At 56.6% G+C, this 13,104-nt stretch carries 14 protein-coding genes; 9 read left to right on the top strand and 5 right to left on the bottom strand.

Going from position 1 to position 13,104, the window contains the following annotated elements; all coding sequences use genetic code 11:
* The first annotated feature begins 16 nt into the window (after nucleotides 1-16).
* Nucleotides 17-292 carry a stress-induced protein YchH gene (gene ychH, locus MX657_RS13080; protein WP_008499505.1) on the top strand — a complete coding sequence of 92 codons (276 nt, stop codon included), beginning with the start codon at nucleotides 17-19 and terminating at the stop codon, nucleotides 290-292.
* 121 nt (nucleotides 293-413) lie between these two features.
* Nucleotides 414-1,472, top strand: a complete 1,059-nt coding sequence (locus MX657_RS13075) for a MerR family transcriptional regulator (protein ID WP_346805944.1) — start codon at nucleotides 414-416, stop codon at nucleotides 1,470-1,472.
* Here the strand turns inward: MX657_RS13075 and dauA are convergent.
* The 4 genes from dauA to lolB all read right to left on the bottom strand — a co-directional run bounded on the left by dauA (nucleotide 1,458) and on the right by lolB (nucleotide 5,812).
* Entirely contained in the window at nucleotides 1,458-3,137 is a 1,680-nt protein-coding gene (gene dauA, locus MX657_RS13070; RefSeq protein ID WP_346805943.1) for a C4-dicarboxylic acid transporter DauA, read from the bottom strand. The two genes, MX657_RS13075 and dauA, sit on opposite strands and share 15 nt — an antisense overlap.
* 124 nt (nucleotides 3,138-3,261) lie before the next feature.
* Nucleotides 3,262-4,209, bottom strand: a complete 948-nt coding sequence (gene prs / locus MX657_RS13065; protein ID WP_003856663.1) for a ribose-phosphate diphosphokinase — start codon at nucleotides 4,207-4,209, stop codon at nucleotides 3,262-3,264.
* A 125-nt stretch (nucleotides 4,210-4,334) separates the two neighbouring features.
* Nucleotides 4,335-5,204 carry a 4-(cytidine 5'-diphospho)-2-C-methyl-D-erythritol kinase gene (gene ispE, locus MX657_RS13060; protein ID WP_346805942.1) on the bottom strand — a complete coding sequence of 290 codons (870 nt, stop codon included), beginning with the start codon at nucleotides 5,202-5,204 and terminating at the stop codon, nucleotides 4,335-4,337.
* A complete protein-coding gene (gene lolB / locus MX657_RS13055; protein ID WP_080329374.1) occupies nucleotides 5,201-5,812 on the bottom strand; it encodes a lipoprotein insertase outer membrane protein LolB in 612 nt (203 codons plus the stop codon). Before lolB ends, ispE begins: the two co-directional genes overlap by 4 nt.
* 201 nt (nucleotides 5,813-6,013) lie before the next feature.
* On the opposite strand from lolB, the gene hemA reads away from it, so the two are divergent.
* Genes hemA through kdsA form a run of 6 tightly spaced genes read left to right on the top strand, consistent with a single transcriptional unit; the run spans nucleotide 6,014 to nucleotide 11,317 of the window.
* The gene (hemA, locus tag MX657_RS13050; protein ID WP_048208560.1) at nucleotides 6,014-7,270 is read left to right on the top strand and encodes a glutamyl-tRNA reductase; all 1,257 of its coding nucleotides are present in this window, start codon (nucleotides 6,014-6,016) and stop codon (nucleotides 7,268-7,270) included.
* A gap of 41 nt (nucleotides 7,271-7,311) precedes the next feature.
* Entirely contained in the window at nucleotides 7,312-8,394 is a 1,083-nt protein-coding gene (gene prfA / locus MX657_RS13045; RefSeq protein WP_021240360.1) for a peptide chain release factor 1, read from the top strand.
* Complete coding sequence (gene prmC, locus MX657_RS13040; RefSeq protein ID WP_346805941.1) at nucleotides 8,394-9,224, top strand: peptide chain release factor N(5)-glutamine methyltransferase; 831 nt, start codon at nucleotides 8,394-8,396, stop codon at nucleotides 9,222-9,224. Before prfA ends, prmC begins: the two co-directional genes overlap by 1 nt.
* Complete coding sequence (gene sirB2 / locus MX657_RS13035; protein WP_217478781.1) at nucleotides 9,221-9,613, top strand: invasion regulator SirB2; 393 nt, start codon at nucleotides 9,221-9,223, stop codon at nucleotides 9,611-9,613. The genes prmC and sirB2 overlap by 4 nt, the downstream gene beginning before the upstream one ends.
* A 3-nt stretch (nucleotides 9,614-9,616) precedes the next feature.
* The gene (gene sirB1, locus MX657_RS13030) at nucleotides 9,617-10,426 is read left to right on the top strand and encodes an invasion regulator SirB1 (protein WP_008499515.1); all 810 of its coding nucleotides are present in this window, start codon (nucleotides 9,617-9,619) and stop codon (nucleotides 10,424-10,426) included.
* A gap of 36 nt (nucleotides 10,427-10,462) precedes the next feature.
* Nucleotides 10,463-11,317: a 3-deoxy-8-phosphooctulonate synthase gene (gene kdsA / locus MX657_RS13025; protein ID WP_119915837.1), complete on the top strand. Its 855-nt coding sequence runs from the start codon at nucleotides 10,463-10,465 to the stop codon at nucleotides 11,315-11,317.
* Between the two features lie 94 nt (nucleotides 11,318-11,411).
* Here the strand turns inward: kdsA and chaA are convergent, their stop codons facing one another.
* Nucleotides 11,412-12,512: a sodium-potassium/proton antiporter ChaA gene (chaA, locus tag MX657_RS13020; protein WP_080329370.1), complete on the bottom strand. Its 1,101-nt coding sequence runs from the start codon at nucleotides 12,510-12,512 to the stop codon at nucleotides 11,412-11,414.
* A 269-nt stretch (nucleotides 12,513-12,781) separates the two neighbouring features.
* Here chaA and chaB point away from each other — a divergent pair, with 269 nt between their 5' ends.
* The gene (gene chaB / locus MX657_RS13015; protein WP_014884191.1) at nucleotides 12,782-13,012 is read left to right on the top strand and encodes a putative cation transport regulator ChaB; all 231 of its coding nucleotides are present in this window, start codon (nucleotides 12,782-12,784) and stop codon (nucleotides 13,010-13,012) included.
* The last annotated feature ends 92 nt before the right edge of the window (nucleotides 13,013-13,104 follow it).

Below are 13,104 nucleotides of genomic sequence, written 5' to 3'. Positions count from 1 at the left end.
GTTCCGGAGGTGACACATGAAACGCAAAAACGCTTCGTTACTCGGTAACGTGCTGATGGGGTTGGGGCTCTTCGTGATGGTAGTCGGCGTAGGTTATTCCATTTTAAACCAGCTGCCGCAGCTTGATCTCCCGCAATACTTCGCGCATGGCGCGGTACTGAGCATCTTCCTCGGTGCGGTGTTGTGGCTCGCCGGGGCGCGCGTGAGCGGACATGAGGAAGTCTGCGATAAATACTGGTGGGTGCGCCACTACGACAAACGCTGTCGTCGCGACCAGCATAAGCACAGCTAGTGCCTGATTAAGAACATTGAAACGACTCCATCCGGAGTCGTTTTTTTTTGCATAGCATATTGACCCTCACGTAACGTAAGGCTCCAGAGTGGTGGCACTGGCAAAGTAAAAAGGAGCAGTTATGTTGATTCAGGTGGGTGAGCTGGCGAAACGAGCCGGTATCACCGTGCGGACATTGCATCACTACGAGCAAACAGGGCTGTTGCTGCCTTCTGCCAGAAGCGCGGCAGGTTACCGGCTTTACAACCTGGCGGATGTCCAGCGTCTGCACATGATCCAGGCGCTGGCAAAAGCGGGGCTGGAACTTGCTGAAATCAGGGATTTTCTGGAAAAGGAGTCGCTGTCGTTGACCGAGCTACTCGATGCGCAAATCACGCTGCTGGATAAACAGCTGCGCAGCATACACACGCTGCGCGACCGGCTGGTGGCGCTGCGTACCGGGCTTACCGACGATGCGACGCCGGATCTGGAGTCCTGGCTACAGACTCTGGAGTTAATGAATATGTACGATCGCTGGTTTAGCAAAGAAGAGTTACAGCAGCTGCCGTTTGTGGTGCAGAAGGATGCGCTGGCGGCTATCTGGTCAGGGCTGGTGGCAGAAGCAAACGCGCTGCTGGAAAAAAATATACCCGTGACTGACTCGCGGGCGATGGATCTGGCAACGCGCTGGATGGAGCGCCTGGAACAGGACACGGCGGGCAAGCCGGAGTTTCTCACCCGCCTGAACGAGATGCACAGCGTGGAGCCTCAAATGCGCGAGCAGACCGGCATCACGCCGGAGATGACCGATTACATCACGCGCGCGTTTGCGGAATCTAAGCTCAGCATCTGGGAGAAGTATCTCACTGCCGAAGAGATGGCCTTTACCCGAGCGCACTACTTCGATCGCATGATGGAGTGGCCGCCGCTGGTGGCGAAACTGCACCAGGCGCAGCGGGAAAATCGCGATCCTGCCTCGGAGGAGGCGCAAAAGCTGGCGGAAAACTGGCTGGCGTTGTTCCAGTCGTATGCAGGGACGGATCCCGAGACTCAGCAAAAATTCCGCACTGCCATGCAGCAGGAGCCGCATCTGATGAAAGGCACGTGGATGACGCCTGCCGTGCTGGGATGGCTCCAGCAGGCGATCGGGGTGATGATGCAGAGACGTTTCTCTGCATCGGGTAACTCACAGATCCGCTAACGCGGCTTCGCGGTTAGGATAGAAGGAGAGTCGGCCAGGGATTGGCTGGACGCCCGCGCGCGCCATGGTGCGCAGGGGCTGGAATTCCAGGTTGCTTACCCGAAGCTCGCAGCCTTCTGGCAGACGTGCAACAAAGCGCTGGAAGGCATCCAGGCCGCCGGCATCCAGCACCGGAACGGCATCCCACTTCAGCACCACAATTCGTTTGCCCGCGATGCGGGACTCCAGTTCGCTGAACAAACCTTCCGCCGCGGCGAAGAACAGCGGGCCTATCACGCGCAGAACCAGCACATCGTCAGGCACTTCCACGTTAACCGGGGAAAGGCGAGTCATCTGCGCGATGCGGCGCATAAACAGCAGGGACGCAAGCACGATCCCGACGCTGATGGCGATAACCATATCGAACAGCACGGTCAGCGACATGCAGATCAGCATCACGATGATGTCGTCTTTTGGCGCGTGACGCAGCAGGTTCACTACCTTATGCGCCTCGCTCATGTTCCAGGCCACCATTAGCAGCAGGGCGGCCATGGCGGAAAGCGGCAGCCAGGAGAGCAGCGGAGCAAGGATCAGCAGCGCCAGAATCACCAGCAGGGAGTGAATGACCGCCGAGACCGGTGATGTGGCCCCCGCGCGCACGTTCGCCGCAGAGCGGGCGATAGCCGCCGTTGCCGTAATACCACCGAAGAAGGGCGCGATAATATTCCCTAAGCCCTGACCGACCAGTTCGCTGTTGGCTTTGTGCTTGGTACCGGTCATGCCGTCGAGCACCACGGCGCAGAGGAGAGATTCAATCGCCCCCAGCATCGCCATTGAGAACGCAGCGGGCAGCAGGGCGCGCAGCGAATCCCAGCTCAGTGTAAAAGTGGAGCCCGGCATATCCCACGGCAGCACCAGCTGCGGCAACAGTTGCGGAATGCCGCTACCCTGTGAACCGTCCGCCAGAACATAGTGGAACTGCGAGCCGATCGTCGCGACATGGCCGCCGAACATATTGACGATAGCCATCACCGCGCAGCCCAGCAGCAGCGCGGGCAGATGGCCCGGCAGGCGAATACCGAGGCGAGGCCAGACGATCAGCGTGCCCAGCGTCACAATCCCAATGGCGGCGTCGCCCAGGTTGGCCGTCGGCAGCGCCATAAACAGCGCTCCCACTTTTTGCAGATAGTGTTCCGGAACATGAGCCATCTGCAGGCCGAGGAAATCCTTGATCTGCATGGTTCCGATGGTGATACCAATCCCCGAAGTGAACCCCAGCGTCACGGAAAGGGGAATATATTCAATCAGGCGTCCAAAACGGGCCAGACCGAACAGAATTAAAAAGAGGCCGGACATCAGGGTGGCAACCAGCAGGCCTGCCAGACCAAACTGTTGCGAAACGGGGTAAAGGATCACCACAAACGCGGCGGTCGGGCCGGAGACGCTGAAGCGCGAGCCCCCCGTCAGAGCAATGACAATCCCGGCAACCGCCGAGGTGTACAGACCGTACTGTGGCGCAACGCCGCTACCAATCGCCAGCGCCATCGCCAGCGGGATGGCAATAATGCCGACGGTGACCCCGGCTATCAGGTCACGCACAAAACGTGACGAGGTGTACTTCTCTTTCCAGCAGGCGTCGATGAGGGCGCGAAAGGGCAGAACATGTGAGGAGGCTACGTTTTTCACAATTATCTATCATCCGTATGCGCATCATCTGTCATGTGAATGGCAGGTGAAGGAGGCATTAATCATACAAATAAAATCCAGAGACAAAAAAACCCGCCGCAGCGGGTTTTTTGGCCGTGTTCGATTAGTGTTCGAACATTGCTGAGATGGATTCTTCGTTGCTGATACGACGAATCGCTTCGGCCAGCATCCCGGACAGGGTCAGGGTACGCACGTTTGGCAGTGCCTTGATCTCGTCGCTCAGAGGGATGGTATCGCATACCACAACTTCGTCAATGACGGAGTTGCGCAGGTTGTTTACCGCATTACCGGAGAAGATCGGGTGAGTCGCGTAAGCAAATACGCGCTTGGCACCACGCTCTTTCAGCGCTTCAGCGGCTTTACACAGCGTGCCGCCGGTATCGATCATGTCGTCAACCAGCACGCAGTCGCGGCCAGCCACGTCACCGATGATGTGCATCACCTGAGAAACGTTAGCGCGCGGACGACGCTTGTCGATGATGGCCATGTCGGTATCGTTCAGCAGCTTAGCGATAGCACGGGCACGTACCACGCCGCCGATGTCCGGAGAAACCACGATTGGGTTGTCCAGGTTCAGCTGCAGCATGTCTTCCAGCAGGATTGGGCTGCCGAATACGTTATCAACCGGGACGTCGAAGAAGCCCTGGATCTGCTCTGCGTGCAGGTCAACGGTCAGTACGCGGTCAACGCCGACGCTGGACAGGAAGTCCGCGACAACTTTAGCGGTGATTGGCACACGCGCGGAACGGACGCGACGGTCCTGGCGGGCATAACCAAAGTAAGGAATTACAGCAGTGATACGGCCTGCGGAAGCGCGACGCAGGGCGTCGACCATAACAACCAGTTCCATCAGGTTGTCGTTCGTTGGAGCACAGGTGGACTGGATGATGAAAATATCACCACCGCGTACATTTTCGTTAATTTGTACGCTGACTTCGCCGTCGCTAAAGCGACCTACAGCGGCGTCGCCGAGGGAAGTGTACAGGCGGTTGGCAATACGTTGTGCTAGTTCCGGGGTGGCGTTACCAGCAAAAAGCTTCATATCAGGCACGAGAAGAACCTCAGGCATGCGTCCAGTGGTGGATAGCGTTCGCCGAAAACTGTGCGGGCCAGGCGAAGGCTATCCAGGCGGTGTATTAAAGAGCGCGATGCAACGTCTGGAACAGGGTGACGTTGTCACCGAAACTCAGTCTGCGCCAGAATGGCCTGCTGTAGGGGGGAGGTGTTCATCCCGCGCGCTACAAAACCATGCAGCCAATCCGGCGCTTGCTCAAGCACCTGACGAGCGGCGGATTCGGTGTCAAATTCAGCAAAGACACAGGCCCCTGTACCAGTCAGGCGCGACGGCGCGTATTCTAACAGCCAGGAAAGCACCGCATCAACCTCGCGAAAACGTTTTCTTGCGATATCCTCGCAATCGTTGCTGAATTCACAATTTAATAACGTTTCTATTGACCGAATCGGGGTATTTCTTTTCAGGTCAGGATCTTTAAAGATGACCGGAGTCGGAATGCTCACGCCCGGGTGGGCAACCAGATACCATTTTTCCGGCGGCTCAACCGGGGAAAGAATTTCGCCCACACCTTCGGCAAAAGCCGCGTGACCGCGAACAAACACCGGGACATCCGCTCCCAGCGTTAAGCCTAAAGCAGCCAGTTCATCCGTCGACAGCCCGCAACCCCAGAGATGGTTCAGTGCGACCAGTACGGTTGCCGCATTAGAAGAGCCGCCGCCAAGACCGCCGCCCATCGGCAGGCGCTTCTCGATATGGATATCCGCACCACTTCCCGCGGGCAGACGCCCCGATTCCGCCGCGGCTTTCATCAGCAGGCGCGCGGCGCGCACGATCAGGTTATCCTCATGCTCAACGCCGTCGACCGGCGTCAGCAGGCAAATCTGCCCGTCCTGACGCGGTTCGATGGCGATCGTGTCGCCATAGTCAATAAACTGAAACAGCGTCTGCAGGGTGTGATATCCGTCTGCACGCTGGCCGGTGATGTATAAAAACAGGTTCAGTTTTGCCGGGGAAGGCCAGTGGGTCATCATTTAACGATCCAGTTGTCCATTTTCAGCTTGATGCGCTGGCTGCCCTGGGTCAGCTCCATGTTCGATGGCAGCGACGGTTTACTCTTGCTGTCATAGGCGCTGTACACCACTTTCCAGGTTTTGCCGTTCTGGGTGTAGTTGACCTGGCTCAGACGGTACTGGTCGTCAAGCGTATAGTCGGTCGCTTCGCCCGGCAGGCCGAGGATCCACTGGCGCAGACTGTTCAGCGGAATTGGCATCCCGGTCAGCTTGCCAATCATCTCTTCGGCATCGGTCGCGGTATAGTGCTGACCTTTGTTATCGGTGATCTGCGCTTCGCCTGGCTTAGCGTTAAGCTCCAGCTCGGTGCTGCCCAATGGGTTCAGTAGCAGCAGGCGATAGTTGTCCTGGCCCGTTTGCTGCCAGAAGAAGCGCGCATAAACCTTTTGTTCGTCAGAGAGATAGGCGAACGCGCCGCGCGTCTGGTACTGTTTCAGATTACGGACGTCCTGCTGGTGCTGACGCCACTGCGGTGAGTCGGGGCTCTTGCCTGGACCTTTAGGCTGAGTAACAGTACATGCGGTCAGAACCAGGGCCGCCAGAGGCAGCAGGCGAATCAGTCGGGTCATAATGATGACAAATCCTTGAGATACGTTGCAGTTATAACTGTTAATGCTAGCGTCCCGCAGTGCCACCGTCTACGTTCAAATTATCTCAAAGCGTTGTGTAACCTATTACTCCGAAAGGAGGCAGTCCCTTTTATTGATCTCGCGCATCCTGTATGATGCGTCCTGCTAACCTTATTAACGCTGGTACTACTCCCGCTCAACATGACCCTATTAGCACTCGGCATTAACCACAAAACGGCCCCGGTTTCGCTGCGAGAACGCGTAACGTTTTCGCCGGATACGCTCGACCTGGCGCTGGACAGCCTGCTTGCACAACCGATGGTGCAGGGTGGCGTGGTGCTTTCGACGTGCAACCGTACCGAGCTGTATTTAAGCGTGGAAGAGCAGGATAACCTGCACGAGGCGCTGATCCGCTGGCTATGTGATTACCACAACCTCAACGAAGAAGAGCTGCGCAACAGCCTGTACTGGCATCAGGATAACGATGCCGTCAGCCATCTTATGCGCGTCGCCAGCGGTCTGGATTCGCTGGTGCTCGGCGAGCCGCAAATTCTGGGTCAGGTGAAAAAAGCGTTTGCGGATTCGCAAAAAGGGCATCTCAAGGCCAGCGAGCTGGAACGCATGTTCCAGAAGTCCTTCTCCGTGGCAAAGCGTGTGCGAACCGAAACCGACATTGGTGCCAGTGCGGTTTCTGTTGCTTTCGCGGCCTGTACCCTCGCACGTCAAATCTTTGAATCCCTGTCGACCGTCACCGTTATGCTGGTAGGCGCGGGCGAAACCATCGAGCTTGTGGCGCGCCATCTGCGCGAGCATAAAGTGAAAAAGATGATTATCGCTAACCGCACCCGCGAACGCGCGCAGGTGCTGGCGGACGAAGTGGGGGCCGAGGTGGTTGCGCTGAGCGACATCGATGAACGCCTGAAAGAGGCGGACATTATTATCAGTTCTACCGCCAGCCCGCTGCCGATTATCGGTAAAGGGATGGTGGAGCGTGCGCTGAAATCCCGCCGTAATCAGCCAATGCTGCTGGTGGATATCGCCGTTCCGCGCGATGTTGAACCGGAAGTGGGCAAGCTGGCTAACGCCTACCTTTACAGCGTGGATGACCTGCAAAGCATCATTTCGCATAACCTCGCCCAGCGTAAAGCGGCGGCGGTGCAGGCGGAAACCATTGTTGAGCAGGAAACCAGCGAGTTTATGGCCTGGCTGCGCGCGCAAAGCGTCAGCGAGACCATCCGCGAGTACCGCGGACAGGCGGAGCAGGTGCGTGATGACCTGACTGCCAAAGCGTTAGCGGCCCTGGAGCAGGGCGGCGACGCGCAGGCTATTATGCAGGATCTGGCATGGAAACTGACCAATCGCCTGATCCATGCGCCAACCAAATCTCTTCAACAGGCCGCCCGTGACGGGGATGATGAACGCCTGACTATTCTGCGCAACAGCCTCGGGCTGGAATAGCGCCCTATACCCATTTTCTAAGACAAGGTGCACTTACGCCTATGAAGCCTTCTATCGTCGCTAAACTGGAAGCTCTGCACGAGCGCCATGAAGAAGTACAGGCGCTGCTCGGCGATGCCGGGACCATTGCGGACCAGGAACGTTTTCGCGCGCTGTCGCGTGAATATGCGCAGTTGAGTGATGTGTCAAAATGCTTTACCGACTGGCGACAGGTTCAGGAAGATATTGAAACCGCGCAGATGATGCTCGACGATCCTGAGATGCGCGAGATGGCGCAGGAAGAGTTACAGGATGCAAAAGCGCGTTCCGAAGAGATGGAGCAGCAGCTGCAGGTGCTGCTCCTGCCGAAAGATCCGGACGATGAACGTAACGCGTTTGTAGAAGTACGTGCCGGCACCGGTGGTGACGAAGCGGCGCTCTTTGCAGGGGATCTGTTCCGCATGTACAGCCGCTACGCCGAATCGCGTCGCTGGCGCGTGGAGATCATGAGCGCCAACGAAGGCGAACACGGTGGCTATAAAGAGGTTATCGCCAAGATCAGCGGCGACGGCGTGTATGGCCGTCTCAAGTTTGAATCCGGCGGTCACCGCGTGCAGCGCGTGCCTGCGACAGAATCTCAGGGACGCATTCACACCTCCGCCTGTACGGTGGCGGTGATGCCGGAGCTGCCGGAAGCGGAACTGCCGGACATCAACCCGGCGGATCTGCGCATCGATACCTTCCGTTCCTCCGGGGCGGGCGGTCAGCACGTTAACACCACCGACTCCGCCATCCGTATTACCCACCTGCCAACCGGCATTGTGGTGGAGTGTCAGGACGAACGTTCTCAGCACAAAAATAAAGCCAAAGCGCTTTCCGTGCTGGGTGCGCGCATCCACGCGGCGGAGATGGCGAAGCGTCAGCAGGCGGAAGCCTCTACCCGTCGTAACCTGCTGGGCAGCGGCGATCGCAGCGATCGTAACCGTACCTACAACTTCCCGCAGGGCCGCGTGACCGACCACCGCATCAACCTGACGCTGTACCGTCTGGACGAGGTGATGGAAGGGAAGCTGGATATGCTGATTGAGCCTATCGTGCAGGAATACCAGGCCGACCAGCTGGCGGCGCTGTCTGAGCAGGAATAATGGATTTTCAGCGCTGGTTACGTGAGGCGGCCGGTGAGCTTTCCGAAAGCGAAAGCCCGAAGCGCGATGCCGAAATTTTGCTTGAACATGTGACGGGTAAAGCCCGCACGTACCTGCTGGCATTCGGCGAAACTGAGCTGACCGCTGAGCAGGAAGCTCGGCTCGCCGCGCTGCTTGCCCGCCGTAAAACGGGCGAGCCGGTGGCGCACCTTGTCGGTGAGCGCGAGTTCTGGTCGCTACCGCTTTACGTCTCGGCGGCGACGCTGATCCCGCGTCCGGACACCGAGTGTCTGGTAGAGCAGGCGCTGGCGCGTTTACCCGCTACATCCTGCAGCATTCTCGATCTCGGAACGGGGACAGGGGCTATCGCGCTGGCGCTTGCCAGCGAGCGGCCAGACTGCGATGTGACGGCAGTGGATGTGATGCCCGACGCGGTGGCGCTGGCGCAGCGTAACGTTGAGCGTCTTGGTTCGCGCAACGTTACGGTGCTGCAAAGCAGCTGGTTTACCGCGCTGGAGAACCGTTCATTTGCGATGATCGTCAGTAATCCCCCCTACATCGACGAACAAGACCCGCACCTCGCCCAGGGCGATGTTCGCTTCGAGCCCTTAACGGCGCTGGTCGCCGCCAGGGAAGGGTTAGCCGATCTCGATCACATTGTGACAACGTCACGACAGCATTTGCTTTCCGGCGGCTGGCTGCTGGTGGAACATGGCTGGACACAGGGCGAAGCCGTTCGGGCGCTGTTTACGCAAGCGGGATATACCGCCGTGGAAACCTGCCGCGACTACGGCGGTAATGAGCGCCTGACGCTGGGGCAGTGGCGATGAGCCTGTTTAGCGTGCTGATAACAGCTCACCTGATTTCCGTGGCGCTGACCATAGGGTTTTTCATCGTCCGCTACTGGTGGCGCTACAGCAACAATCCGTTGATTGAGGCACGCTGGGTGCGCATTGCACCACACTGCATTGATACGGTGCTGTTTCTGACAGGGGCCGGGCTAATGTGGAAGACGGGCTATCTGCCTTTTACTGATAAAGGCGCATGGCTGACTGAAAAGCTGTTTGGCGTTATCATCTATATCGTTTTGGGTTTTATCGCGCTTGGGCGTCGTCGTCCGCGCAGCCAGCAGGCCGGGTTTATCGCCTTTCTGCTGGGTCTGGTGGTGCTGTACATCATCATTAAACTCGCCACCACAAGAATACCGTTACTGGGGTAAGTCATGAAGTCCTTAGCCGATTTCGAATTTAATAAAGTGCCGCTTTGCGATGGCATGATCCTGATTTCGGAGATGATACGCGACGATTTTACGTCGCAGTACGTCTACGATGAGCTGGAGAATCTGGTCAGCCTGGCGCGTGAAGAGATTAATCAGGCGCGCCCGCAGGACTGGCAATTAGAGAAGCTTCTGGAGCTTTTCTACGGCGAATGGGGTTTCTGCGACACGCGTGGCGTGTATCGCCTGTCTGACGCATTATGGCTGGACCAGGTTTTAAAAAATCGTCAGGGCAGCGCCGTTGCGCTGGGCTCTATTTTGCTGTGGGTTGCGCACCGTCTGGATATTCCACTGGTGCCGGTCATTTTCCCGACGCAGATGATCCTGCGTGCGGAGTGGCTGGACGGTGAGATGTGGCTCATTAATCCGTTTAACGGCGACACGCTGGATGAGCATACGCTGGACGTCTGGCTGAAGGGCAACATCAGCCCGGTGGCCGAGCTCTTTAATGAAGATCTCGACGAAGCCGACAACGCCGAAGTCATCCGCAAGCTGCTGGATACGCTGAAGTCAGCGCTGATGGAAGAGCGTCAGATGGAGCTGGCTCTGCGAGCCAGTGAAGTGCTGCTGCAGTTTAATCCGGAAGATCCGTACGAAATTCGCGACCGCGGGCTCATTTATGCCCAGCTCGATTGTGAACACGTGGCGCTGAACGATCTGAGCTATTTCGTTGAGCAGTGCCCGGAAGATCCGATTAGCGAAATGATTCGCGCGCAGATCAACGCGATCTCGCACAAACAAATTACACTGCATTAATCTTAATTCCGATTCACACCTGAATAAGGCGATCCTATGAAACAAAAAGTGGTTAGCATTGGTGATATCAAGGTAGCAAACGACCTGCCGTTCGTGCTGTTTGGCGGTATGAACGTGCTGGAATCCCGCGACCTCGCCATGCGTATCTGCGAGCACTACGTGACCGTGACCCAGAAGCTGGGCATCCCGTACGTGTTTAAGGCCTCTTTTGACAAAGCCAACCGCTCCTCCATCAACTCTTACCGTGGCCCGGGCCTGGAAGAGGGGATGAAAATTTTCCAGGAGCTGAAGCAGACCTTTGGCGTGAAAGTGATCACCGACGTGCATGAGTCCTGGCAGGCGCAGCCTGTGGCAGACGTGGTAGACGTGATCCAGCTTCCGGCGTTCCTGGCTCGCCAGACCGACCTGGTTGCCGCGATGGCGAAAACCGGTGCCGTGATCAACGTGAAAAAACCGCAGTTCGTGAGCCCTGGCCAGATGGGTAACATCGTTGATAAGTTTATCGAAGGCGGTAACGACAAGATTATTCTGTGCGACCGTGGCGCTAACTTCGGTTATGACAACCTGGTTGTGGACATGCTGGGCTTCAGCGTAATGAAGAACGTCTCTGGCCAGTCTCCGGTGATTTTCGACGTGACCCATGCGCTGCAGTGCCGCGACCCGTTTGGTGCAGCATCGGGCGGCCGTCGTGCTCAGGTGACCGAGCTGGCGCGCGCTGGTATGGCGACCGGCCTGGCAGGTCTGTTCATTGAAGCGCACCCGGATCCGGCTAACGCGAAATGCGATGGTCCTTCCGCGCTGCCGCTGGATAAGCTGGAGCCGTTCCTGAAACAGATCAAAGCGATCGACGATCTGGTGAAGAGCTTCGACGAGCTGGATACCAGCAACTAATAAAAAAACCCGCTTCGGCGGGTTTTTTTATATTTTCTCCCTCTCCCTGTGGGAGAGGGTTGGGGTGAGGGCATCAGGCCGCACCGGATCAATCTCACGCAAAGATCGTCATCAAATACGCAATAAACAGCGCCATATGCGCCGCGCCGTTGAGAACGTTGGTGCGGCCGGTAGAGAACGAAATCTGGCACAGCAGCAGCGACGCCACCATCACAATCATCTCCGGCGCGCCCAGCGCAAACTGCAATTCATTCCCGGTCATAAAGGCAATCAGCGTCACCACCGGTACGGTGAGGGAAATGGTCGCCAGCACGGAGCCGAAAAACAGGTTCATTGCGCGCTGCACCTGATTGTTCAACACCGCTTTCAGCGCGCCCAGCCCTTCAGGGGAGAGAATCAGCAGCGCCACCAGGAAACCGGTAAAGGCCACCGGGGCGTTCATCTCAGTTAACAGCGTCTCCAGCGGGTTGGCGTTCATCTTGGTGACCGCGATAACCGCAATCAGATGCACGATCAGCCAAACCGTGTGCCACGCGCTGCTGTGGGCCGATGGCTTGCCGTGGTGCGGGTCATCGTCGTCGCTGTCATCTTCATGTTCGTAAACAAACAGGCTCTGGTGCGTTTTGGTCTGAATGAGCAGGAACACGCCGTACATGGCTGCGGAAATCAGCGCGACCAGCAGGGCCTGGCCGGTGGAGAAGTTTGCACCCGGCAGCGCCATCGGGAAGACCAGCACAATAATCGCCAGCGGGAAAAGGGCAATCAGATACTGTTTAATGCCAAACAGGTTCATATACTGGGTCGCAAATTTGCGTCCGCCCAGCAGCAGAGAGAAGCCCACCAGGCCGCCCGTCACAATCATAATGATGGAATAGAGCGTATCGCGCATCAGCGTCGGAGCGGCATCGCCGGTTGCCATGAGCGCGGAAATCAGGCTGACTTCGAGAATAACAACGGAAAGGCTGAGAATTAACGAGCCGTAAGGTTCGCCCAGACGGTGGGCTAATACGTCCGCATGGCGAACGACGCTAAAGGCGCTGGTTAAAATGCCCACCAGGGCAAGAATATTGATACCAACCACCACTGGCAGTGACTGACTGCTTCCCCAGAAGAGCAGCACAGCCAGTGCCAGAACCGGGAAAATGAGAGACGTCTCCTTGTGGCGGGTCTTTACCGCCTCATGTGTTGCTGTCATGTGCTTCTCCATCAATGCAGGTGCTTGTAATTATAGATAGATTTTGAGGGCATTAAATTAACAGAAATCTGTTAACTACCCTTTATTTTTTACTTAATTTTACCCTTTTTCATGATTTTATTGCTTGATGCGTATAATGCGCTATTTTCAATAAATAAATGTTAAATAACAATCGGTTGCTGTTTGTTCGTGTTCATTGTTTATAGCCGGGTGGCAGCCTTGCGCATCGTCGTCCACACTTATCTTTTTAACCAAAAGAGAGGTTAGCGATGCCCTATAAAACGAAACGCGAATTACCCGATAACGTAAAAAACGTCCTGCCTGAACACGCCCAGGATATCTACAAAGAGGCATTTAACAGCGCCTGGGATCAATACAAAGATAAGGACGATCGCCGGGATGATGCCAGCCGGGAAGAGACGGCGCATAAAGTCGCCTGGGCCGCAGTAAAACATGACTACGAGAAAGGAGACGATGATAAATGGCATAAAAAGAAATAGCCGTGAAATTATTCGCTGCCTTCATTTTGACTTTTCAGGCGGTTGAACTGCCGTTGTATTGCAACTGGTCCGCTAATTGCTTATCGTAATTC

The organism is Enterobacter chuandaensis (genome assembly GCF_039718975.1).
Lineage (GTDB): Bacteria > Pseudomonadota > Gammaproteobacteria > Enterobacterales > Enterobacteriaceae > Enterobacter > Enterobacter chuandaensis.
Note: the sequence above shows the minus strand (reverse complement) of the source record. Positions and strands in the feature narration are given on the sequence as shown.

Bases quoted from the DNA above. Each gene is read 5' to 3' on its own strand.
- ychH (WP_008499505.1), top strand. From the start codon at position 17: ATGAAACGCAAAAACGCTTCGTTACTCGGTAACGTGCTGATGGGGTTG.
- MX657_RS13075 (WP_346805944.1), top strand. From the start codon at position 414: ATGTTGATTCAGGTGGGTGAGCTGGCGAAACGAGCCGGTATCACCGTG.
- ispE (WP_346805942.1), bottom strand. From the start codon at position 5,204: ATGATGACCCACTGGCCTTCCCCGGCAAAACTGAACCTGTTTTTATAC.
- lolB (WP_080329374.1), bottom strand. From the start codon at position 5,812: ATGACCCGACTGATTCGCCTGCTGCCTCTGGCGGCCCTGGTTCTGACC.
- hemA (WP_048208560.1), top strand. From the start codon at position 6,014: ATGACCCTATTAGCACTCGGCATTAACCACAAAACGGCCCCGGTTTCG.
- prfA (WP_021240360.1), top strand. From the start codon at position 7,312: ATGAAGCCTTCTATCGTCGCTAAACTGGAAGCTCTGCACGAGCGCCAT.
- prmC (WP_346805941.1), top strand. From the start codon at position 8,394: ATGGATTTTCAGCGCTGGTTACGTGAGGCGGCCGGTGAGCTTTCCGAA.
- sirB2 (WP_217478781.1), top strand. From the start codon at position 9,221: ATGAGCCTGTTTAGCGTGCTGATAACAGCTCACCTGATTTCCGTGGCG.
- sirB1 (WP_008499515.1), top strand. From the start codon at position 9,617: ATGAAGTCCTTAGCCGATTTCGAATTTAATAAAGTGCCGCTTTGCGAT.
- kdsA (WP_119915837.1), top strand. From the start codon at position 10,463: ATGAAACAAAAAGTGGTTAGCATTGGTGATATCAAGGTAGCAAACGAC.
- chaA (WP_080329370.1), bottom strand. From the start codon at position 12,512: ATGACAGCAACACATGAGGCGGTAAAGACCCGCCACAAGGAGACGTCT.
- chaB (WP_014884191.1), top strand. From the start codon at position 12,782: ATGCCCTATAAAACGAAACGCGAATTACCCGATAACGTAAAAAACGTC.